We start from the raw sequence: 22532 nt of genomic DNA, 5'->3' as shown, positions 1-22532 counted from the left end.
TTCTCGGAACCCGCGGGTCCCGGGGTGGATGTTACTTGGCGGGACGGGTGGCATGCCCGCCGAACTGGTGACGCAACGCTGAGACCATCTTCATCGCGGGCGAGTTTTCTTCGCGGGAGGAAAAGCGCGCGAAAAGTGCAGCCGTGATGGCAGGCGCCGGAACTGCGTTGGCAATGGCTTCCTCAACGGTCCAGCGTCCCTCGCCCGAGTCCTCGACGTAGTCATCGATGGATTCGAGTCCCGGGTCCTCGTCCAGAGCCTTGACCATCAGGTCCAGCAGCCAGGACCGGACCACGGTGCCCTTCTGCCAGGCGCGGAATGTACCGGGCAGGTCGTCAACAATGTCCTTGGCGGCCAGCAGTTCGTAGCCTTCGGCGTAAGCCTGCATCAGACCGTATTCGATCCCGTTGTGGACCATCTTGGCGTAGTGTCCGGCACCGATTCCGCCGACGTGGACAAAGCTGTCCGCCCGCTCGCCTTCGGGACGAAGCACATCAAAAACCGGCAGTGCCCGCTCAATTTCGGCGGCGTCGCCGCCGGCCATAAGTCCATAACCGTTCTGGAGGCCCCACACTCCGCCGGACACACCGCAGTCCGCGAAACGGATGCCCTTCTCAGCCAGCGAGGCACCATGTTTCTGGTCCTCGGTGAAACGGGAGTTGCCGCCGTCGACCACCAGGTCGCCGGCGTCGAGCTTGCTCCCGAGTTCGGTGATGACGGCATCAGTGATGGCGCCGGACGGGACCATGACCCAGATCAGCCGCGGAGCCGGAACGGCAGCAATCAACTCATCCACGGAGGCAACATCGGTGACCTCCGGGTTGCGGTCAAAACCCGTAACCTCAATGCCACCCTTGCGCAGACGTTCGCGCATGTTGAAACCCATCTTGCCAAGGCCGATCAGTCCAATATGCACGGGAGTCTCTTTTCTGCATTGGGTGTCGGTTGTCGTTTTGGGGCCCAGAACGACAACGACTGCCTGGGCCCACGCCGCCAGGGTTCCCTGGCCGAGCTTGCGAGGCGAGGGGGGCGGTGGGGACTAGTTGGGGAGTCGGACGGGCATGACCAAGTAACGGTAGTCGTCCTGGTCCTCACCGTCGGCGTCTGCCTGGGCCGTGATCATGGCGGGCTTCGGCGCAGTGGTGAAGGAGAACCTGACGTACTTCGTTTCGATGACGCTCAGGCCTTCCACTAGGTAGTGCGGGTTGAAGGCAACAGTGATGTCGTCACCGGAGAGCTGGGCTTCGAGCTCTTCCGAGGCCTGGGCGTCTTCGCCGGTGCCGGCATCCAGGTGCAGCAGTCCTTCGGTGAAGGCGAGGCGTACCGGTGTGTTGCGTTCGGCCACCAGCGACACACGGCGGACGGCTTCCACAAGTTCCTGCGTCTGGACGGTTGCGTGGATGGGGGTGGAATCCGGGAACAGCGAGCGGATCTTGGGGTAATCGCCATCCACGAGCAGCGACGTGGTGGTGCGGCCGCCGCTTTCGAAGCCGATCAGGCGGCTGTCATCGTCAGCAAGGGCGAGGTTGATGTCGCCGCTGTTTCCAAGGGTCTTGGCCACTTCGTTCAGGGTTTTTGCCTTGACCAGTGCACTGGTGGAAATTCCCGGTGTGGTGGGCTTCCACGGCACTTCGCGCATGGCCAGACGGTAACGGTCGGTGGCCAGAAGAGTGATGAGATCGTCCTCGATCTCCATCCGGACGCCGGTGAGGATGGGGAGGGTGTCATCCTTGCTGGCCGCAATGATCACCTGGGACACAGCCTGGGCAAAAGCGTCACCAGGGACGGTGCCGCTGATGGCGGGCAACGCCGGCAGCGGCGGGTATTCGGCCTCGGGCATGGTGGCCAGGTGGAAGCTGCTGCGGCGGCAGGTCAGCGTCACTTTGTTGCCATCGGTCTCCACCATCACCGGTGCGGAAGGAAGGCTGCGGCAAATGTCTGCGAGGAGGCGGCCGGAAACGAGGATGGTTCCCTCAGCGGTGATGTCCGCGGGGATTTCCAGTCGGGCGGAGGTCTCGTAGTCAAAGCTCGAGAGGCTGACCGTGCCGGCTTCAGCCTTCAGGAGCAGGCCGGACAGCACTGGAACCGGCGGCCGCGGAGACAACGACCGGGCTGTCCAGGTGACGGCTTCTGCCAGGACGTCCCGATCGACTCTGAACTTCACGGAAGGGTGCCGCCTTTCATTGCTGCTGCCTTGTCTGAACCTGAAACTCCCATGGGGAGCCCAAAAGTATTGGCGCCCCAACAACGGAACCTGCATGGTTCTTCGATTGCTGAACCACAAAGAAACCCGAGGATGGGAGCGCTGCTGACAGCTTAGCCGGAAGACCGCTGATTAACCCATCCCCGGTCAGGACGCCTGGGGTCCGGAGGCCCTTGGGCCTGGGCCGGTGCGGGGTGCGGATCGAGATTGTTATTTGAGGGAAATCAATTTCTTGGGATTAGTAGTGTTAATAACTGCTGTGGATACTGTGGATAACTCGATCCGGCCGCAGGATCCAGCGGTTAAGCCCTGTTCATGGATTGTGGGCGAAGCACGTTTTAAACAGGCTGTGGATGGGGACAACAATTTTTGGGTTCTCGCTGATCCACAGGCGCCTTAAGGGTTTTAAGCCCATTAAGCGCGGTTGTCCCCTTAAGTATCCACAGGGTTATCCACATGCACCTGTTAATAAGGTATGGAGGGAGCGGCTCAGGAGTTGCGCTGGTGCTGCTTGATCCTGTTGGTGAGTTCGGTGACCTGGTTGTAGATCACACGACGCTCAGCCATCAGCTCACGGATTTTGCGGTCTGCGTGGATCACCGTGGTGTGGTCGCGGCCGCCGAGTTCCTGGCCGATCTTCGGCAGGGACATGTCCGTGAGCTCGCGGCAGAGGTACATGGCGATCTGCCGGGCGGTCACCAGAGTGCGCGTCCGCGACTTGCTGCAAAGTTCCTCCATGCTGAGCTTGAAATACTCGGCCGTCTGGATCAGGATCTGACTCGACGTGATTTCCTGGGCGCCGTCGTCGGTGATGAGGTCCTTCAGGACCATCTCCGCCAATGCAACATCGACCGGCTGGCGGTTCAGGCTGGCGAATGCCGTCACCCGGATCAGCGCACCCTCTAGTTCGCGGATATTGCTGGAGATCTTGGAAGCGATGTATTCCAGGGCGTCGTCCGGGGCGGAGAGGCCTTCGCTGAGGGCCTTCTTCCGCAGGATGGCAATGCGGGTCTCGAGTTCGGGCGGCTGGATGTCGGTGAGGAGGCCCCACTCGAAGCGGGACTTCATCCGGTCCTCGAATCCTGCCAGCTGCTTGGGCGGCAGATCCGAGGTGATGACCACCTGTTTGTTGTTGTTGTGCAGCGAGTTGAACGTGTGGAAGAACTCCTCCAGTGTCCGGTCCTTGCCGGCCAGGAACTGGATGTCATCGATCAGCAGCACGTCCACGTTGCGATACGTGGTCTTGAAGCTGGCGCCTTCGTCATCGCGGATGGAGTTGATGAAGTCGTTGGTGAACTCTTCGGAATTCACGTACCGGACCCGGATTCCGCTGTACAGGCGGCGGGCATAGTGGCCGATGGCGTGCAGGAGGTGGGTCTTGCCCAGCCCGGAATCTCCGTAGATGAACAGCGGGTTGTAGGCCTTGGCGGGCGCTTCGGCCACCGCGACGGCAGCTGCATGGGCAAAGCGGTTGGACGAGCCGATCACGAAGGTATCGAAGACGTACTTGGGGTTCAGCCGGCCGAATTCGTGGGAAGTGCTTGGCAGCATCGGCTGCGGCTTCTGTTCGATCAGCTGGTCCGGGGAGTAGGAAGGTTCGACGACGGGTTCCGGCTCTTTGTGGAGCGGGACCAAGTCGGTGTCTACGTCGATCGCGCAGCGGATGTCTTCGGAAAAGACGTTGTGCAGGGCGTCGTCCAGAGCGTCCTTGACCTGGGTCTGAAGGACTTCACGGGTCAGTTCGTTGGGAACGGCCACCAGGAGGGTGGATCCGATCAGGCCCTGGGCCTGCGCCAGGATGACAAAGCCCCGCTGCCGTGGTGAAACGCGGTCGTCCTGCTCGAGCAGGCTCACAACGCGACGCCAGGAACTTCCGACAGTATTGGCGTGGTTGGCTTCGTCTACTGTCATCAATTAGTTCCTCAAAACTTGCGTGTCTGCATTACGTGCAGCCCCAAGTCCCGAACCAGGATGCTGGTTCAGCTTCATCCACAGGGTTATGCACAGTCCGTGGATAATCGGCTACTGAGCCACTCTAGGGGATCAAAAGGCTAGAAGATAGCTGGGAAGTAGCTTGTGGATAATTACACGGTTGTGGTTCGAAAACAGGCCTTGTGAGCCACTTCATCCACAGGCTGTGGGGCCAGGTTAACCACAGACGGAAACAGGGACCCAGGGGTATCCCGGTTTGACTCTGGCAGGCATTTTGCCCTAACGTTGTGAAGTCCTTTGTGTACGCTTTTTGGCCCCTTCTGAATCTCTCCGACGCACCGCGTTTGAGCAGCCGGGGGAAGCGTGCACATACAAAACTTAGCGTCGGCCAGTTCTTCCCCTTTTACTGATCGGGTGGGCGCACCTTTGATCCACTGGAGTAACTAACGTGAGCAAGCGGACTTTTCAGCCGAATAACCGCCGTCGAGCCAAGAAGCACGGCTTCCGCCTTCGTATGCGTACCCGTGCCGGCCGTGCCATCCTGGCAGCCCGTCGTGGCAAGGGCCGCACCGAACTGTCGGCCTAGATAACTGACTCGTCGGTTAACTTTTCTTTGCGAGTTTAAAGGTGCTGGCCACCCGTAACCGTTTGAGGACTGCAACCGATTTTTCAACAACCGTACGTTCCGGTGTCCGCAATGGACGCCGGAACGTAGTGTTATATGCGGCAGCCATTGCTGCCGACGAACCCAGCCGGATCGGGTTCATCGTTTCCAAAGGTGTCGGGAACGCTGTGGTCAGGAACCTCGTTAAGAGGAGACTAAGAGAAGCCGGTGCTGTCTCGCTGCGCGAGTACGGTACCGGGTTCGCCATAGTGGTCCGGGCGCTGCCTGCGTCCGCTGCCGCCAGCTGGGATCAACTGCTGGCGGACTACGACGCCGCACTGGAATCAACAATGAGCCGGTTGGGCAGCCGCCTTCCGCGGGCTGCTGTAAACGGTTCAACCGGTACAACACAGGAAGGGACACAGCGTGCGTAAGGTAACTGCCGCCGTCGTCCTTTGTCTGCATCCCGTTGCTCTCGATGTGGGCACCTTCGTCTGGAACCTGCCCAGAAACATTCTTATTTTGCTGCTGATGGCCTACCGCAAGGTGATTTCCCCCTTGTACGGCCAAGTCTGCCGTTTCTTTCCTTCCTGCTCGGCGTATGCCCTTGAGGCGATCACAGTCCATGGCGCAGTGAAGGGCAGTTGGCTTGCGGCCCGCCGCCTTGTGCGCTGCCATCCCTGGAATGCCGGTGGTGTGGACCATGTCCCCGCCGGCCACCGCCACTGGCCCGATCACCGGACCCCCACAATTGTTGTGCTGAACAACCCGGACAAATACTTGGCTGCTCGGACTGATGGAGAAGGCCGCGCTGCGGCCTGACGAATAGGGATATCGTATGGACTTCTTTGGAACAATAATGGCCCCGTTCAAGTGGCTGGTTTCCATCATCATGATCGGATTCCATGATGGCCTGAGTACCATTGGCCTGCCTGCCGCCAATGGCTGGACGTGGACGCTGTCCATCATCGGGCTGGTGCTGGTGATCCGTGCCGCCCTGATCCCGGTCTTCGTCAAGCAGATCAAGGCCCAGCGCGGCATGCAGCTTCTGCAGCCGGACCTGAAGAAGCTCCAGGACAAGTACAAGGGAAAGACTGACCAGCTCTCCCGCCAGGCCATGGCCCAGGAACAGATGGCCATGTACAAGAAGCATGGGACCAACCCGTTCTCGGCCTGCTTGCCGATGGTGATCCAGATGCCGTTCTTCTTCGCGCTCTTCCAGGTGCTTTCCGGGATTACGGCTGCACGCCAGACTGGCATCGGCATTGGTGCGATGAGCCACGAACAAGTGGTGCAGTTCGACGAATCCAGCATTTTCGGTGCCCCGCTGTCAGCATCCCTGTTGCATGGCGGCGGCGGCGACCAGGTGGTTGTGTGGATTCTGTCCATCGTGATGATCGTGGCCATGACGGCCTCGCAGTTCATTACGCAGAAGCAGATCATGGCCAAAAACATGTCCGAAGAGGCCATGGCGAGTCCATTTATGCGCCAGCAGAAAATGATGCTGTACATCCTGCCGCTGGTGTTCGGTGTGGGTGGCATTAACTTTCCCATCGGTGTTCTCATCTACTGGACCACCACCAACCTCTGGACCATGGGGCAGCAGTTCTTTGTCATCCGCCGCATGCCGACCCCGGGATCCCCTGCCGCCAAGGCACTCGCCGAACGCAGGGCTGCCAGGGGCCTGCCGGCCCTGCCGCTTCTGGGCGGGAAGAAGGCCGACGCCGAAGCGGAGGCAGCAGCCGCAGCTGCGATCCTTGAGCAAAAGGGACAGCGCGTCCAGCCGCAACGTAAGAACAGGAAGAAGAAGTAATGTCAGCCGAGAGCACCGAACACGTCGTTTCCGACGAGGTCATTGACGATCAGGACGAAACAGAGACTGACGCCGACGCTTCCCCCAAGGGATCCGCTGCCAGCCGCCTCGAAGAGGAAGGCGACGTTGCTGCCGATTATCTGGAGGAGCTCCTGGATATCGCGGACATCGACGGCGACATCGACATCGAAGTCCGGAACGGCCGCACGTACATTTCCATCGTTGCCGAGGAAGAAACCGATGGTCTCGACAGCCTCGTCGGTGAAGACGGCGAAGTCCTGGAAGCCCTTCAGGAACTGACCCGGCTCTCTGTCCTCTCCGCAACGGAGAACCGCTCACGCCTGGTGCTGGACATAAACGGCTACCGTCAGCAGCGCGCCGGCCACCTCCAGAAGATCGCCGAGGATGCGGCAGCTTCGGTCAAGGAGTCCGGCAAAGCCGTGGCACTGGAGCCGATGAGTGCCTACGAACGCAAAATCGTCCACGACGCCGTCGCTGACCTGGGACTCGTCAGCGAGTCCGAGGGCGAAGGCGGCGGGCGTCACATCGTTGTATCCGCTGACTAGAGAATGCTGATCCGCTAATCATGGTTGACATCACGGCAGCAGAATTGCTGGCGGCTGAGAAGATTTTCGGCGACCGCCTCGACCTGGCAAAACGCTACGTAGAGCACTTGGCCACGTCCGGAACGGAACGCGGGCTGATCGGGCCGCGTGAGATCCCACGGTTGTGGAGCCGGCACGTTCTCAACTGTGCCGTCATCGAAAGCGAGATCGCGCACGGTAGCCATGTTGCCGACGTCGGAAGCGGAGCCGGACTTCCCGGACTCTGCCTCGCCATCGCGCGGCCGGACCTTGAACTGACACTGATCGAGCCGCTGGAACGCCGGGTGATCTGGCTCCAGGAAGTGGTGGACGATCTGGGCCTGACAAACGTCACGGTGATGCGGACCCGCGCTGAACTGGCAGTAGGCATGGTTGATGCTGATGTTGTGACTGCCCGGGCTGTTTCCGCGCTGAGCAATCTCGCCGGCCTGACCATCCCCCTGCTCGCCGGCAAGGGCGAGGTTGTGGCCATTAAGGGACGCAGTGCAGGCGAGGAAATCGAAAAAGCCGCGAAGGTCATCCGGAAGCTCGGTGGCGTCCAGACGTCTGTAGTGACCGTCGGTGAAAACCTCCTGGAGGAACCCACCACGGTGGTACGGATCGTCGTCAACAAGTCCCGAAAGATCTCCTAGTCCGGGCCCGGTAGCCTTGGTCTGCAGGGCGAAGCGGTTAGGCTAGACAACGGCAGCAAAAGCCGAACGAGAGTGAGTGTGTCCCAGTGACCAGTAGCGAAGCCTCCACACAACGGATACCCCCGTTTGTGTCTTTGGGGTCAGCACGATCAGTTGCTGGCATGGGTTCCGCGCCGGGACGAGGGGAAAGTCACCCCAATCCGGTTGCAGAAATGGCAACGTTTGCCTCTGTTTCACGTGAAACAACAACGGGTGGCAGGATCAACGTCATGGACACCATGGACGACTCCAGTCCTATCGCCCGGGAGCTCGCGCACGAGACCAGGCGCCGCGAACGGCTGGTCGGCCGGAAACTTCCCAAGCCGGAGAAGACGCGTATCTTCACGGTGTCCAACCAGAAGGGTGGGGTCGGCAAAACCACCACCACCGTGAACATCGCCGCTGCCTTGGCCGCAGCCGGCCTGAACGTCCTGGTCATTGACATCGATCCCCAGGGCAACGCGTCCACCGCCCTCGGCGTCGAGCACCACGCCGATGTGGACAGCATCTACGACGTCCTGATCAACGATTTCCCTCTTGCTGACGTGGTGGCCCCCTGCCCGGACATCAGCAACCTGATCTGTGCTCCTGCCACCATTCACCTGGCCGGCGCGGAGATTGAGCTTGTCTCGCTTGTAGCCCGCGAACAGCGGCTCCGGAGGGCGATCGATGTGTATGCCAAGACGCGGGCGAAGAACGGCGAAGAACGCCTCGACTACATTTTCATTGACTGCCCGCCGAGCCTCGGGTTGCTCACGGTTAATGCCTTCTGCGCTGCCGGTGAGGTCCTTATCCCCATCCAGTGTGAGTACTACGCCCTGGAGGGCCTCAGCCAGCTCCTTAAAAACATTGAGATGATCCAGAAGCACCTGAACGCGGATCTGGTGGTCTCCACTATCCTTCTCACGATGTATGACGGCCGAACCAACCTTGCAGCCCAGGTGGCAGCGGAGGTGCGCCTGCACTTCCCCGAGCAGGTCCTTGGCGCTGTAGTCCCCCGCTCTGTGCGGATTTCAGAAGCACCGAGCTACCAGCAAACCGTCATGACCTACGATCCTTCCTCCAGTGGAGCCCTGTCTTACCTGGAAGCCGCAGCCGAAATCGCTGAACGCTAGAATCTTCAAGAACTGCAACAACCGGAGTCCGGCAAGGTCTGACTCTTCCATCGGAGGGATTTATCCATGAGCGAAAAGCGACGCGGCCTAGGCCGCGGTCTTGGCGCACTCATTCCAAGTTCCGCCGGTAGTGCGTCGGGCAACGGCAGCGCTGTGTCGCGGCCTGTGGATCTCTTCTTTCCGGAAGGCCGTAAGAAAGTCGTTTCCTCCGACGACGCTTCAGGGAATGGTGGGGCAGCTTCGGATGCTTCCACATCTTCCGAGTCGGTTGCTTCCGAGTCGGTTGCGCCGGCTAAGGCCAACGACGCATCGGTAACCAAGAAAGCAGCCGCGCCGAGAACGGCCTCCCCCGCGAAGCCGCCCGCCAAGGCAGCAGTCACGCCGCCGGCCGCAAAAGCTTCGGCCAAGGCTCCTGCGAAAGCTCCCGCAAAAAGCCGTGCAGCTGCATCGGCGGTGGACGGTGCGCCCGCGCCGGTTGAAGCCGTGACTGACGTGTCTGTATCCGAGGCACCTGAAGCCCAGAGCAGTAAGCCGGATAACGGTGTAGATCTTGTGGAAGTCCCCGGCGTACGCTTTGCCGAGATTTCGGTCACCGACATCCATCCGAACCGTAAACAGCCACGCTCGGTCTTCGATGAAGATGATATGGCGGAGCTCATCCACTCTGTGCGTGAAATCGGCGTCCTCCAGCCAATTGTGGTTCGTACTTCAACCGAAGAGGGTGGAGAACCGTACGAGCTGGTGATGGGTGAGCGTCGCTGGAGGGCAGTACAGGCGGCCGGGATGGAAACCATCCCGGCCATCGTCCGGGACACCACTGATGATGACCTCCTCAGGGACGCACTGCTGGAGAACCTGCACCGCAGCCAGTTGAACCCGCTCGAGGAGGCGGCGGCCTACCAGCAGTTGCTCGAAGACTTCGGAACCACTCACGAGCAGCTTGCGGATCGCATTGGTCGTTCACGTCCCCAGGTTACGAACACGCTGCGTCTGCTCAAACTTCCACCCCTGGTTCAGCGTCGTGTGGCGGCCAGTGTTCTTTCCGCCGGCCACGCGCGTGCGTTGCTCGCCCTGCCGGATGCGGCAGCCATGGAACGCCTCGCCCAGAAGATCGTGGCTGAGGGCATGTCTGTTCGGGCAACCGAAGAGGCCGTCACTCTGTACCATGATCCAGCGAAGCCTGCCAAGAACAACATCCCTCGTCCGGGAGCCCGCCATGAGCGCCTGGACTATCTGGCATCCTCGCTGTCGGACCGATTGGACACCAGCGTCAAGATTTCCCTGGGTGTCCGTAAGGGGCGCGTCAGCATTGAATTCGCCAGTGTTGAAGATCTGAACCGCATCATGGAAGTCCTTGCGCCAGGATCTGAAAACTAGCGTTCACCGTTCAAAGAAGGGCCTGTTTCACGTGAAACAGGCTCTTCTTTGTGGTTGGAAAGATTCCAATCTTGCATCCCCTGAGTTGATACTGGTAGCGGCCATATTGGTAGTGAAGCATCCCCGTACCCGGAGTCCCCGGTTCGCATGGTGTAGCACCGGAGCCTGATGGAACAATTCCTGGCGGTGGGACGTGAACTTGGCACCGTCGACGGCCTTGGACTCCTCCAACGAATGGTGTCATTTGTTGCGCTCCCGCGGCAGCGGTGGACTTCTGTGGCGTCAGGATTGCTGGGCCACTGGAGGTGGGCCCAGGCTGAGATGTAGGTGGTCGGCGTCGCGAAGGATCAAGACTGCCGTCAGGCAGGAGTGCAGCTTTTGAAACAGCGCTGGACGCTTAGAAGAGACTCACGATGCTTTGCACCAGGATGTTCTTGTTGTTCCGAAGCAGGTGAAGAACGCGTAGATTCGGACAATTCCTCCCAGCTGGTGTTGGTGCCCAACCCGCGAAGCGGCGGGAATGCCGTGTTCGTGCCCTTGCCCCCACGCTGTTCCATGGAGCTGGTGTACCTGTTACTACCCGTGCAGGTGTTGACCTGAGGCTCTGCCTGGCTGGTTGACTATGATGGTGACGCCAGAATGGGCGTCTCCCCCGGACTTGTGGACTGGCTAGTTTGTGGCCTCCAAGCGTTCCGGCAGGGTCCGGTTCAGTTGGGGAAGGTGACTCCCACCGACCGTTTCACGTGAAACAGCTATAGGCCGAGTTCGAGATCTAGGTGTATTGACCTGAGAGGTTAGTGACGCGGCTGACGGGTGGCTGACCTTTGAGTGAGGTGTGGCCTCGGTGATGATTGTAGTGATGGAGCCAGTCGGTGAAGGCGGCAACACGCTCGGTTTCTGATGTGTAGGGTTTGGCGTAGGCCCATTCATCGAGCATGGTGCGGTTGTAGCGCTCGACTTTGACGTTGGTCTGGGGCCTGTACGGGCGGGTGCGTTTGTGCTTGATGTCCGGGCCCAGTGCGTCTTTGAATGCGTAGGAGCGGTAGCAGGAGCCGTTGTCGGTCAGGACCCGTTTGACGGTGATCCCGCAGGATTCGAAGTAGGCGTTTGCGCGTTCCCAGAATCCGGCGGCGGTTTCCTTTTTCTCGTCGGTCAGGATCTCGGTGTAGGCGAGCCGGGAATGGTCATCGATCGCGTTGTGCAGGAAGGCGTAGCCCGGTTGCCGGTTCGCTGCCGTGCCGGTCTTATTCCGGTTTCCGGCGGCCCTGCCGATGCTGCGGTGTCCGCCGCGGGGAGCTGACGGGCCGGCTGGACCGGTCATTCATCCCCTGCTCGCCGTGGACCCGGTAGCGGCCAGCCCAGCGTGAGGCGGGCGTGACCGATACCTGGAACCGTTCCGCGGCCCGGCGCAGCGGCCACCCGTCATCGACGACGCACTGGGCCAGCCGGAGCCTGCCCTTGGGCGTGAGGAGCGCGTTAGCATGGGACATTGAAGACCTTCTTGTGGATCGGACTCTTAGACAAGCCCCACTCCACCCGGAGCTCTTCTTTTTGTCACCTAACCACGCCGAGCGTTCCTAACGTCCGTGGTTAATACATCTAGGCGTCGGCTCTAGGTATGACGATCATGAGGTTGAGGTGGCCCAGGCTCGCGACGTATGATCTAGCCAACAGGTCACCTGACTTAGTGCTTGCGGAGGCGGTGAGGTGAGTTCCCTTTGGCAGTATCCGCGGGTTCCACCTCCGGTCAGAGTCGAGCAGGGACAGTCCTACGGAGATTGCGGATCAGGCCCGGCCGGCGCCCAGTGGTCTTCCAAATCGTTTCACGTGAAACATAGAGACGAGACGAGTGTGCCATGGCCCGGATATCCTGAAGGCGCCATCGAACTGGATGCATGTCAGATTGTGTCAACTCCAGCCCCGGTGCCCTCCATCTCGATCGCCGAGGGAACTGACGTTTTGTAGTCCTTGGCGTTCGCGGCTCAGATCCGGCGGTGGCCTTTCCGCTCCTCAAGGAAGACGTCCCCCACTTTACTGGGCGGCGATGGGTCCACGGCAGGCTACATGCTGCTGGCCCGGTGGATGCCTGGCCAGAACTCAGGAGGCCCATAGCAAGGGGTCAGAGGGCCAACATGCGGTGGAGGGACATGGCCGGAGGCCATCGTGGTCACGTCCGTCGTAGCTCGAATCTGGCGATTGTGGTCAGCGCCGGGCAGCCGACCTGAGCAGAACGGTTCCAAGCGCATCCGAGGACCGGTGAGATGGCAGCCAGCGTCGAGCCCTGAGTTTGGGGCAGCTCAGAAGTGACGGGCTAGGGTCGCGCTGCGGTCTGCGGTCTGCGGTCCGCATCCGTAGCTTCGGCTGAAACGGCAGGGGGCCTTGGACTCCCCCAATGCGGCCCGTCGTCGAATAGTGCTCTGCGGAGATGGTCTGCCTCGGCAGAATGGAATCTGCAGGGCGTCTCAGTTCACACCAATTTTAGGAATGTGCATCAATCCCCGGGCTGACCAATAGAGTCGCCGGCTACCTCATCCGGGATGACCATCCATCACCGGTCTTGTAACACTGTGGGCCGTCACAGCGCGTCCCTGGAGCAGCTCTTCGATTTGGCCTCGCCCCCGGAGGACGCAAGCCCGCAGCAAACCCAGTCCCGGAGTGTCCGGGAGAAGAATGAATTTGATGGTGGTCTAAGTCATCTGGCTGCGCGCCAGCTGGTGACGGGCTGGACTGCCCGAAAACGGTAGGTACCCAAGGGAGTAGCGACGCCAATAGCGCCTACCTCAGTCGATTGGCAGTCTGGACGTGAACCAGCATGCGGCCAGACTGGAACCACTCTGGCGAAAGGCCAAGAGTAGGGCAGAACGAGTGTGAGTCGCGGGCCTTCCTTGCATCATCTAGCGAGCCAACCTCACCACCACAGCAGCTGAAGCCAGCACGGCTGCGGGTCCGTTAGGTGTGTACAGCGCGGTGGATATCGCGGTGGATATCACTGTGGATAACTTTGTGGATAGACTGCTTGGTGGTAGGCATCACGAAGAGATTCGGCCCACACCAGCGCATTCAGAAACCAGCAGTCAGCAAGTGCATTCGATAGCGTCCGCCGACCTGTTTCACGTGAAACATCGGCACGCCCCGGCCGGGCGCTCTTTCGGGACGGAAAGCGACGCCAATAGTTGGATTTCCGGCAATATTTCCAGACCTACATGAGCGTCCGACTCTTCCGTGTTGTTTGTCTCGGGGCAACTTCCGACTTCGGTGTGATCGCTGATCTCAAGTTCGGACTCAGCCGTACTTCATCCAGGATTTACAGACCGGTGGATAAGCCTGTGGAAATCGATGTGGATAACACTTGGGGATAACTTCGAAGTCGGTGGATTACCAACGCGGCGGAACCCCCAGTCGAACCCAATAGTTGCGCTTCTGATGGATACGCTTCCCTCATCTGCTGACATCAAGTGTCACCTGGTCGAAGTCCACGCAGGCGGAGTTGGCCGGACAAGTAGCGCTCTGCCGTTTGACGTCGAGGGCCGGCCTAGGCCCTTTGGTTGGTGACATGCCCACTGGGTTCGTGTGCAACTGGGTGCCGGGCGTCGGGATCAGACGCCTACCTTGTCCGTGCGTCGACTATGTATGCCGCCCCGGCCGGAAACTGCGCCGGCTGACTTGTTGATGACAACGGTAGGCGACTCTGGCACCGTCATCTGTTGACTGGGCGACTGTCGTCGGCATCTGCGAATCGGGATGTGAGTGAGGTATGAATCCATAGCGCCAAGGCTACGGCGGCTGAGTGGCGGCCACATTCGTCTATTCTAGGTTCACGCGGGCGGTCCCCCGCCGGCGCAACAGACCGCGTTGATTGGACTGTGCTCATCTGTCACGCAAGCATGCATACGTCCAGGTGGGAACTGTGGATGGTGCCTAACGGTGTGGAGCCTTTCCTCGGGGTGGACGATATGCCTTCGGGTGCCCGGGTGTGCATGGATTTACGGTCTTGTCGTAAAGGGCTCGAAGTGGTGTTCACGATCAACTGCTAGCGGGCTGCCGAGGCTACCTGCCAGCCCTGGTGGGCATCGGATCCCGCGAGGGAGGGAGCATTTGTCGCTGGGTTCGTTTCACGTGAAACAATACGTCTGTGACCTCGTCAATCAGGACACCGTAGCCGGCACTGAACGTGTTTCACGTGAAACAGCGCGGCCTATAGAGGCGTCGGTGTTCTATGCCTCCTACTCAGGCCTTCCTCTCGTGGTGCGCGGGGAATCTCCGGGTACGGTCTCCTTGAGACGATCACGGGCGTTGTGAATGGAATGAGACCCCCACACTGGCATGTCAGGGCCGTCGATGAGCAAAGCCCAGGGCAATGTCAGGCATGGACGGACTACCCATGTGCTGCCTGTTCGGGCCAGGCGCATGGATGTACTCTGCGCTCGAGGCGACGACGCGCACGAATGGCTTTGCCCGGGAGTGCGACGATGGGCGGGCAGATCACGCGAGTGGAGGCCTCTCCGGTGCGTCCCCTGAATCCGTCCCGACGGCATCTGCTTTGTGCCGGCCGGTCTCCCACGCAGTGTGAGTATGCCCTGTTTCGCGGAATTTTGGGTTGCACGTGGCTGTGGGGTCGACATGGACAGACAACACTGGTCTGGTTGCAACGGGTCTGTCCACAACTGAGCTAACTACAATTGAGGCAGGTGCAATGGCCGCCGTGCTGAAGTTGGCGATCAGGATGGCGCGAGTTGAGGAGCAGGTCATCGTTTTCTGGGCGTCACCGCCATCCAACCCAGGATCTACTCCAACTAATCGGATACTCCGGCCAGCAGCGGCCCGGCTCCCCCGACCAGCTGCGCCGAGCCTGATCCAACCACCGGAACCGCCGCTTCTCGCTGCGGCAGCTCCGAGAATCGGTGTTTGATTCAATCCAGGGGCGGCCATCGTGACTGGAGCGTCCAGAATCCGGCCAAGTGTTCGGTTGATTCGATGCTCACCCCTAGTGTTGCCCGAGGGATTTTGGAATCTGGCCGTTTAGGGCTCTAGGCCGCGCAATTAAACTGGTTTACGTTGTCAAGTATTCTAGTGAATGTCCGCTTGGGAGGCAGATACTGTCCGGAGTGAACGAACGGGGCGCAGTACACAGGCAACCCGCGAACCTCATGCATGTCATCATTACAGGAATTGGCGACGAGAAGGCCATTTGCCAGCAAGAAGGAGTCGTCCCCTGCGGTTTTGGGCGGTGTTTCACGTGAAACAAAGCACGGGGTTCGGATCTGTGCGCAGAAGAACTCCCTCGCTGGGCTGGAAATTGGAATTGATTGAACTACTGTCAGCGAACCGGGGCGCTATCTCCGTGCATCAACTGAAGCGCCACTCGGATTGCATCATCAGCAAAGTAGCATTCACGACGGCGCCGGTAGTTTTGTCCGTCCTGCGAACGCTGACTCGCCCTGCGTCGCTCCGCTCAGCGAATGTCATTGTTTCACGTGAAACAGAGGAAGGGTTCACCGTCCGGGCGGAGAACTGGAGAAAAGCGTGTGGGACTGGAAAGTGGGTTCAGTTGGTCTGCTGTCGGCGAATTGAAGCAATCTTGCCGTGCGTCAACTGAAACGCCACTCAGATGGCACGGACAGCAAAGTCTCCACATCGGCGTGCGCCATTCGTCGCTTCGCGTTCCGATCGTCAATGTTTCACGTGAAACAAATCCTCCGGATCTGGAGACCCGGAGTTGGGTTAGCGGAAGATCGACTGCCCGGACTTCTGTTGCCAACCGGTCCTCACGGGAAGTTTCATAGTCTCGCTCTGGTCTCCAGGAGGAACTCTGATCAATTAGTGACGTCAGGGAACGGATCATGGTTGAATACGACTACACCCGAGGGGTTCGGTCTTAAATACCCGGGCCACCGCTTCGAGAAGCAGTGGCCACGGGCCGGTTGTCACCGGTCATGTTGGACCGGAGTCCGTAGGCTCTTAGGACAGGACGTCCGCAAATTCCTTTTCGAAGAACTGCTTCGGCCTCGCACCAATAACAGTGCTCTTCACCTGGCCGTCCAGGAAAAGGTAGACGGCAGGGATGGACGTGATGCCGTACTCGGCCGCGATGGCGGGGTTGTCATCGACGTTGACTTTGACGACATTAACCTTCTCGCTGTATTCGACCGAAATCTCGTCGAGGATGGGTCCCAGCTTGCGGCAGGGGCCGCACCATTCAGCCCAGAAGTCCACAATCACTGGCTTGTCGGCGGACAGTACGTCCGCACCAAAACTTGCATCTGTTACGTCTTTAGCGTTGCTCATAACCTTGTCTCTCTCTTCGAATGGCGGTTACGCGGATTACGCGTGAAGGTCTGCGAGGTAGTGTTCGACGTCGATCGCAGCAACACATCCGGAACCGGAGGCCGTGATGGCCTGACGGTACGTGGGATCAACAACATCGCCGGCGGCGAAGACGCCCGGGATGCTGGTCTTAGAACTCCGGCCTTCGACGGCGATGGTGCCGGCCGCCGTGATCTCCAAGGCGTCCTTGACCAGGTCGGTGCGGGGGTCGTTTCCGATGGCAACGAAGACGCCGGTGACGGCGAGGTCGGACACGGTCCCGTCCTGCAGGTTCTTGATCTTGAGCGCGGTGACTTTGTCCGCTCCTATGACGTCGTCAACAGAGCTGTTCCAGATGAACGAAATCTTGTCATGGGCCAGGGCGCGGTCCGCCATGATCTTGGAAGCTTTGAGTGTGTCGCGGCGGTGCACAACGGTGACGGACTTGGCGAACTTGGTCAGGAAGAGGGCTTCTTCCATCGCCGAGTCTCCCCCGCCGATAACCGCAATGTCCTGATCCTTGAAAAAGAAACCGTCGCAGGTTGCACACCAGCTGACACCGTGGCCGGAGAGGCGCTTTTCGTTCGGGAGGCCCAGCTCACGGTAGGCGGATCCGGTGGAGAGGATGATCGCCCTCGCCCGGAAGGTCTCCCCGGTGCCGATGGTGACAGTCTTGATGTCGCCGTCGAGGTCCAGTGCTGTGACGTCCTCGAACTGGATTTCGGTTCCGAACCGGGCGGCCTGCTTCTCGAAGTTCTCCATGAGGTCCGGCCCCATGATGCCTTCGGGAAAGCCTGGGTAGTTTTCGACGTCGGTGGTGTTCATCAGTTCGCCGCCGGCGGTGACTGATCCTGCCAGAAGCAAGGGCTTCAGGTTGGCGCGCGCCGTGTAGACGGCGGCCGTGTACCCGGCCGGGCCCGAGCCGACGATGATGACATCACGTACTTCGGACGCGGTGTTTTCTGCGTTGCTCACTGAACGGTGAACCTCTTCCTTAGTCGATGCGCCGGCTTTCGCGGCCGGCCACATGGCACAACTGAATCTTGGGGGTGAATATTCCGGGCGCCGCGCGCACGGAGGAACCATCAGCGGTCATGACCCTGTCACCTGGACGGGACGCCCTACCAGATTACCGTCTGAAGACAGCTGAGCCGCGTCTGTTACTGCGGAGCAATGCTCCGGGCAGAACAGCCGCGGCTCAACAGGAACGACGCCGGTGGCCCTACTGGATCTTGATCTCCGTCAGGCGTATGCCAAAGCCGTAGCGGGTCTTCGGTGCGGCCAGCTTGGGAAGCGTCTTGATGGACACGATCACGTACTGTGCTTCCACCGGCTCGGCCAGCGGCATGGTCAGATCTGTTGAAGTGAAGCTGTTGGTCCCCACCAGCTTGGCGCCGTCCAGTGACGGACGGTCATTGGTGAAGACACTGAGGTTGCCGCCCGAGGCTCCGAGCTGAGTCAGGGTGATGGACGAAACCGTCGCCGGGTTCTTCAGCTTGACGAACAATGGCACGCCATCGTTTGCGAGACCGCCCCAGCCTTCGGTGGCAAATTCCATGTCTGACCAGTAGCTGGCTGCGTTGCCGTCAAATGCCTTCACAAGATCCACGTCGTACGTGGCTGCGAAGTCAAAATTGCCTTGTCGGGTGATGTTGTCGATGGCCGGCGGTGCTGCTGGCGGTGCGGAGCTCTGGTTAGGGGAAGCCGACCCGGTGTTTGGCTGGGTGGAGCCCGTCGAGTTGGAGGATGGGGCGGCTTGCGGGCCCGTTTTGAAGAGACTGCCCAGGTTGGTGACCGCAAAGACCAACCCTGCAATCAGCACCACGGCAAGCAGACCGCCCACCAGCCAGCGCATGGAGCGGGGCTCACGCTCGGGCTCTTCGTCGTCGTAATAGTCATCCGTCCCGCCGGAAGGAGGTACTGCCGCCGCAGGAGACACTTTCCGGGCAAGCGACGGAAACTCACGCGCTGCACGATCGGAGCGCTCGGGCGTTCCGGAGCCCACGGCTTCGTCGTAGCCTGCGTCCTGGGGGCCGGTGGAGTAGTCGTCCTCAGACCACAAAGAAACCTTGGGCGTATCGGAGCCCGCGCCGGTCCTGGGCTCAGCGGGTCCGGGAACTGACCGGTTTTCTGCAGCCTGCACTGGCTGCGGCGCAGTTACGTGCTGATGTGCAGCAGTGGCCGCGGCGGCCCCTGCACCAGCGGCCCCGGCCTTGGCAGACCCCGATGCCGGACGGACCGCCGGGCGGAGCGGCGGACGGGCAGGAACAACCGGGGCTACAAGCGGCGGAACTACCGGCGCGGCAGACCGGAATGGGTCAACCTGGCTGGGGTGATTGTCCGAGTAGTTGATGTACCCGGCGTCGATGTTCTCTTCGTCCTCGTACGGTTCCGGTTCGTGGGAACGCGCCTGGCCGAAAATTTCGCTGCCTAGGGTATCCGTGAAGAACGGCTCGACGTAAGGCGCGTCGGAGGCAACCACTAGGTCCAGCAGGTCTGCCGCGGATGTGTGGTTGGTGATCAGGTACGTGGTGGCCTCGGTGACCCCGAGGTCCAGGACCTGGACGTTACCCGGGCGTTCACCGGTAGCCACCTCGCGGGCGCTCTGGGCCACTTGCTCGGTGTTGTCCGGGCCGGCGACCAGAATGCTGACCGGTCGGTTGAGAACCTGGTCCACCCCGTCCAGCACCAGATCCTGGTCGTGTGAGGTCAATACCGTGGCTGTGACCTTGTAGCGGCCGCCGAGTACTGATCCAACGTCGATCGGGTGGGACACGTGTTCCTCCTAGACTGTCCGGGAATGCCGGCGTAGATGATGCCACCGCCGGTCAGAAACCGGTCAAAAGCCGGCCGGCGAGCCGGTCTGCGCTTGCCTGCAACTACCCCTGTTCACTGTCGATCCTAGCCGATCGGCCATGGCCGCCGTGGTCGACAGGCAACCAAAAACCGCGCGAAGATCACTTTTTTCGAGGCCGTCGTGGCTTGAAATGGGGGTTCTGTCCGGCCTGGCCCTGGAACGTGCGCCGGCCGGGAAGGGGAATCTCGTCGCGCAGCAGCCCGCCCCGCGCTGTGCCGGGCACGTCCTCGGCGGGAAGGTATCCCGTGGCGGGTTCAGTGCCCCCGCCAGCGATCCCGTCAGTTTCCCCGTTGGCGCCCTCACCTGGACCCGAAGCGGCAGGCACTCCGGGATTCCCTCGAAGAGTTTCCGGCGCCCAAGGCGATGCCTGGGGTTCCGGCACGGGTCCTGCGCGGAATGACACGGCGTCGAATTCGCCGGAGATCCGGGGAATCAGGCCGGTGTCCACCGCGACCGTGGCGCGTTCCGGCGTCGGACGTTCCGGTCCGGTAACCTCGGCACCCGCAGCCGACGGCGGCGTTCCCCCGGCGCCGCCCGACGGTCCGGTACCGCGCCCCAGCCGTCCCAACAGGGGGCGCATGAGGTCGCGGAGTTCCGCGACGTGGAAGATCTTGAGCAGGAAGAGGTAGGCAACCAACATGATCGGTCCGACGACGATGACGGTCACCAGCGCGGCGGGCCGGCCGCTCCAGGCGAAGCCGTCCGCGCTGTAGCTGCCCATCAGCCACAGGGCACCGGCGCCCGCGATCGCGGAACCGAGCGCTGCATAGCCCATCCGGATATACGCGTTGGCGATCCGCGGACCGTCGAGGTGGCCCAGGAGCCGGCGCAGGAAGTATGCGCTGATGATCACCGAGAGAACGTTGCCCACCATGTACAGGAGGGCGATGGCGTAGATGATCTGGCCCACGGGCAGGAACTGGATCCCAAAGGCACCGGCCACGTAGACCACGGCGAGCAGCAGCTGGATATGGAAGGGTGTGCGGGCGTCTTCGTTGGCGTAGAAAACCCGCGACATCATGAAGTTGGCGCTCATGAACGGGGTGCTGAGCGCGAGGATGGTGAGCGTCTGGGCCAGCATGACGCCGTCCTGGCGCGGACCACCGGAGAAGAACATGCCCAGCGGCCCGGCCAGCGCAAAGAGTGCCAGCGCGCCAAAGACGGTGGCCACCGCCATGGTGCGGAGGCCGTGCGAGAGGGCGTCGCGAAGTTCTGCGCGGTTGCCATCCTGCGAAGCGCGGGTCATCCGGTTAAACAGGACAGTGGCCAGCGAGAGCGCAATGATGGAGTGCGGCAGCAGGTACAGCTGGCTGGCCACCTCCAGGACCGCGTTGCCGGGCAGCATCTCTGCCGCCGGATCCCCCGCCTCCTTCAGCCGGAGCCGCTCGGCACCGGGAATTGTGGCGATACGCATGACGTACAGGAACGCTAACTGCCCGACGGCGGCGGTCAGGAGCGTCCACACGCTCAGCTTCGCTGCCTCGCCCAGCCCCACTCCCCGCCAGCCAAACCGAGGCCGGAGACCCAGCCTCAGGCGGATGACCGGGATCAGCAGGATGGCTGTTTGGGCCACGACGCCTATTGTCGAGAAGCCGGCCACAAGCAGTGTCTGGGAGGGGCCCCAGTTGTCCAGCGTGTGCGGATTCATTTTATTCTCGCCGAAGATCCAGATGAACATGCCCAGGCCGCCAATGGCCACCAGGTTGTTCATGATGGGGGCCCACATGGCTGGCCCGAACGCGCCGTTGGCGTTGAGGACCTGCGTCAGCAGGGCATAGAGGCCGTAAAAGAAGATCTGGGGCAGGCACCAGAAGGCGAACGCAACTGCCAGGGCCTTCTGCTGCGGCGAATAACCCTGTGTGGTCAGCTCAATTACCCACGGAGCAGCAAGCGTGACCAGCGCGGTGAGGCCCAGCAGCAGGAGCACGGCGAGCGTCAGGAGCCGGCTGATGTAGTCCGCTCCCCTGTCCGGGGCCTTGCTCGCCTTGATGATCTGCGGCACCAGCACCGCGTTGAACACTCCACCGGCCACCAGCAGGAAAATCAGGTTGGGCAGGTTGTTGGCATTGATGAACGTGTCGTTAACCGTGGAGCCGAGGCCCAGTGCGGCACCCAGCATCCAGGTCTTGCCGAAGCCCAGGAACCGGGATACCAGGGTGCCTGCAGCCATGATGGCGCTGGACCGGGTTTCGCTCGCGGTTTCGCCCGGGGCGGCGCGGCCTGCTTTTTCGGAGGGGGGATTGGTAGCTGACATCGAGTTCATCGTCTCACCCGGACGCCGTTTGTACCGCAACGGACAGGCTGTATGCCGGTGCAGGCATATACGCAGTTCCGGCGGAGGCGGCCTTAGAGGTGTTCGGGCAGGACGTCCCGGGCCAGATCCGCGATGCGGCGCTCATTGGGGAACGAAAGCTTCCGTGCGAGTTCCTTGATGGGGACCCATGCGACGTCCACCGCTTCGTGGTCCGGATCGTTTTCGATGGTGAGTTCGCCGCCGGTGGCGCGCAGCAGGTAGTGGTGGACGGTCTTGTGGACACGGTGCCCGCTGACAGTGAACCAGTAGTCGATGCTGCCCAGGGGCGCCAGGATGTTGCCCTCGATGCCGGTTTCCTCGGCAATTTCGCGGACTGCGGCCTGCTCGTTGTCTTCTTTGCCTTCCGGATGGCCCTTGGGCAGGCACCACTCCAGCCGTCCGCCCCTGTTAAGGCGGGCGATGATCGCAACCCTTAGTTCGCCGTCGGACGTGTCCACCACAACGCCGCCGGCCGAAATTTCTTCCACTGTAGGAAGCGAGGCCGGGGCCGAGTGCAAGGCAGGCGCGACGTGGGCACCAATTGCCGACGGCAACGGTGCGTTTGTCCTCCTGCCGGGAGCGCTCGGTACGGGATGGGCCATGGAGTCCACTCTAACGACTCTTGTCCGATCTTGATGACCGGAACATGACATCAAGATGGACTGCGTATGACGCACTTTGAGGGGCTGCACGCGAATAGGCGCGATCTTGAGGAGATTTTGGCCTGCCAAGCCGCTGGTTTCTGACAAGCTTAAGTAA

General features: G+C 61.1%; 16 protein-coding genes and 1 pseudogene. 8 read left to right on the top strand and 9 right to left on the bottom strand.

Translation table 11 applies throughout. The annotated features are described in order from the left end of the window. Positions 1-31: 31 nt before the first annotated feature. From gnd to dnaA, 3 genes are all read right to left on the bottom strand, one after another. The gene (gnd, locus tag ACQCSW_RS01080) at positions 32-916 is read right to left on the bottom strand and encodes a phosphogluconate dehydrogenase (NAD(+)-dependent, decarboxylating) (protein WP_426989129.1); all 885 of its coding nucleotides are present in this window, start codon (positions 914-916) and stop codon (positions 32-34) included. Positions 917-1039: 123 nt separating this feature from the next. Beyond that, a complete protein-coding gene (dnaN, locus tag ACQCSW_RS01075) occupies positions 1040-2164 on the bottom strand; it encodes a DNA polymerase III subunit beta (RefSeq protein ID WP_111908389.1) in 1125 nt (374 codons plus the stop codon). Positions 2165-2692: 528 nt separating this feature from the next. Then, complete coding sequence (gene dnaA, locus ACQCSW_RS01070) at positions 2693-4114, bottom strand: chromosomal replication initiator protein DnaA (RefSeq protein WP_111908388.1); 1422 nt, start codon at positions 4112-4114, stop codon at positions 2693-2695. A 469-nt stretch (positions 4115-4583) separates the two neighbouring features. On the opposite strand from dnaA, the gene rpmH reads away from it, so the two are divergent. The 8 genes from rpmH to ACQCSW_RS01030 all read left to right on the top strand — a co-directional run bounded on the left by rpmH (position 4584) and on the right by ACQCSW_RS01030 (position 10320). Beyond that, entirely contained in the window at positions 4584-4721 is a 138-nt protein-coding gene (gene rpmH / locus ACQCSW_RS01065) for a 50S ribosomal protein L34 (RefSeq protein ID WP_003800212.1), read from the top strand. Positions 4722-4762: 41 nt separating this feature from the next. Next, the gene (rnpA, locus tag ACQCSW_RS01060; RefSeq protein ID WP_426989128.1) at positions 4763-5173 is read left to right on the top strand and encodes a ribonuclease P protein component; all 411 of its coding nucleotides are present in this window, start codon (positions 4763-4765) and stop codon (positions 5171-5173) included. Next, complete coding sequence (gene yidD, locus ACQCSW_RS01055; protein WP_426989127.1) at positions 5166-5561, top strand: membrane protein insertion efficiency factor YidD; 396 nt, start codon at positions 5166-5168, stop codon at positions 5559-5561. Before rnpA ends, yidD begins: the two co-directional genes overlap by 8 nt. 16 nt (positions 5562-5577) lie before the next feature. After that, on the top strand, positions 5578-6552 hold the full coding sequence (gene yidC, locus ACQCSW_RS01050; RefSeq protein ID WP_354252040.1) for a membrane protein insertase YidC: 975 nt from the start codon (positions 5578-5580) through the stop codon (positions 6550-6552). Beyond that, positions 6552-7118: a protein jag gene (locus ACQCSW_RS01045; RefSeq protein ID WP_426989126.1), complete on the top strand. Its 567-nt coding sequence runs from the start codon at positions 6552-6554 to the stop codon at positions 7116-7118. Before yidC ends, ACQCSW_RS01045 begins: the two co-directional genes overlap by 1 nt. 20 nt (positions 7119-7138) lie before the next feature. Next, positions 7139-7789 (top strand): 16S rRNA (guanine(527)-N(7))-methyltransferase RsmG, encoded by a 651-nt coding sequence (gene rsmG, locus ACQCSW_RS01040; protein ID WP_111908383.1) that lies wholly within the window; start codon positions 7139-7141, stop codon positions 7787-7789. A gap of 86 nt (positions 7790-7875) precedes the next feature. After that, positions 7876-8943, top strand: a complete 1068-nt coding sequence (locus ACQCSW_RS01035; RefSeq protein WP_426989125.1) for a ParA family protein — start codon at positions 7876-7878, stop codon at positions 8941-8943. A gap of 66 nt (positions 8944-9009) precedes the next feature. Continuing rightward, complete coding sequence (locus tag ACQCSW_RS01030) at positions 9010-10320, top strand: ParB/RepB/Spo0J family partition protein (RefSeq protein WP_426989124.1); 1311 nt, start codon at positions 9010-9012, stop codon at positions 10318-10320. 772 nt (positions 10321-11092) lie between these two features. On the opposite strand, the pseudogene ACQCSW_RS01025 reads toward ACQCSW_RS01030, so the two are convergent. The 6 genes and pseudogenes from ACQCSW_RS01025 to ACQCSW_RS01000 all read right to left on the bottom strand — a co-directional run bounded on the left by ACQCSW_RS01025 (position 11093) and on the right by ACQCSW_RS01000 (position 22327). Beyond that, a pseudogene (locus tag ACQCSW_RS01025) lies at positions 11093-11810 on the bottom strand (integrase core domain-containing protein). 4468 nt (positions 11811-16278) lie between these two features. Continuing rightward, positions 16279-16605: a thioredoxin gene (gene trxA, locus ACQCSW_RS01020; RefSeq protein ID WP_426989123.1), complete on the bottom strand. Its 327-nt coding sequence runs from the start codon at positions 16603-16605 to the stop codon at positions 16279-16281. Positions 16606-16641: 36 nt separating this feature from the next. Next, positions 16642-17598, bottom strand: coding sequence for a thioredoxin-disulfide reductase (gene trxB, locus ACQCSW_RS01015; protein WP_426989122.1), 957 nt, complete (start codon positions 17596-17598; stop codon positions 16642-16644). A 247-nt stretch (positions 17599-17845) separates the two neighbouring features. Beyond that, positions 17846-19399, bottom strand: coding sequence for an ABC transporter substrate-binding protein (locus ACQCSW_RS01010; protein WP_426989121.1), 1554 nt, complete (start codon positions 19397-19399; stop codon positions 17846-17848). 181 nt (positions 19400-19580) lie between these two features. Beyond that, positions 19581-21734 (bottom strand): murein biosynthesis integral membrane protein MurJ, encoded by a 2154-nt coding sequence (murJ, locus tag ACQCSW_RS01005; protein WP_426989120.1) that lies wholly within the window; start codon positions 21732-21734, stop codon positions 19581-19583. Between the two features lie 92 nt (positions 21735-21826). After that, on the bottom strand, positions 21827-22327 hold the full coding sequence (locus tag ACQCSW_RS01000) for an NUDIX hydrolase (RefSeq protein ID WP_111908377.1): 501 nt from the start codon (positions 22325-22327) through the stop codon (positions 21827-21829). Between the last annotated feature and the right edge of the window lie 205 nt (positions 22328-22532).

It is taken from the genome of Pseudarthrobacter sp. Y6, assembly GCF_050156205.1.
GTDB lineage: Bacteria > Actinomycetota > Actinomycetes > Actinomycetales > Micrococcaceae > Arthrobacter.
The sequence above is the reverse complement of the archived record's forward strand: the minus strand, read 5'-3'. Positions and strand labels throughout refer to the sequence as shown.

What these genes read in the sequence shown, in the direction of transcription:
- yidC (WP_354252040.1), top strand. Translation starts at nt 5,578, where the DNA reads ATGGACTTCTTTGGAACAATAATGGCCCCGTTCAAGTGGCTGGTTTCC.
- trxA (WP_426989123.1), bottom strand. Translation starts at nt 16,605, where the DNA reads ATGAGCAACGCTAAAGACGTAACAGATGCAAGTTTTGGTGCGGACGTA.
- dnaA (WP_111908388.1), bottom strand. Translation starts at nt 4,114, where the DNA reads ATGACAGTAGACGAAGCCAACCACGCCAATACTGTCGGAAGTTCCTGG.
- rsmG (WP_111908383.1), top strand. Translation starts at nt 7,139, where the DNA reads ATGGTTGACATCACGGCAGCAGAATTGCTGGCGGCTGAGAAGATTTTC.
- murJ (WP_426989120.1), bottom strand. Translation starts at nt 21,734, where the DNA reads ATGTCAGCTACCAATCCCCCCTCCGAAAAAGCAGGCCGCGCCGCCCCG.
- ACQCSW_RS01030 (WP_426989124.1), top strand. Translation starts at nt 9,010, where the DNA reads ATGAGCGAAAAGCGACGCGGCCTAGGCCGCGGTCTTGGCGCACTCATT.
- ACQCSW_RS01045 (WP_426989126.1), top strand. Translation starts at nt 6,552, where the DNA reads ATGTCAGCCGAGAGCACCGAACACGTCGTTTCCGACGAGGTCATTGAC.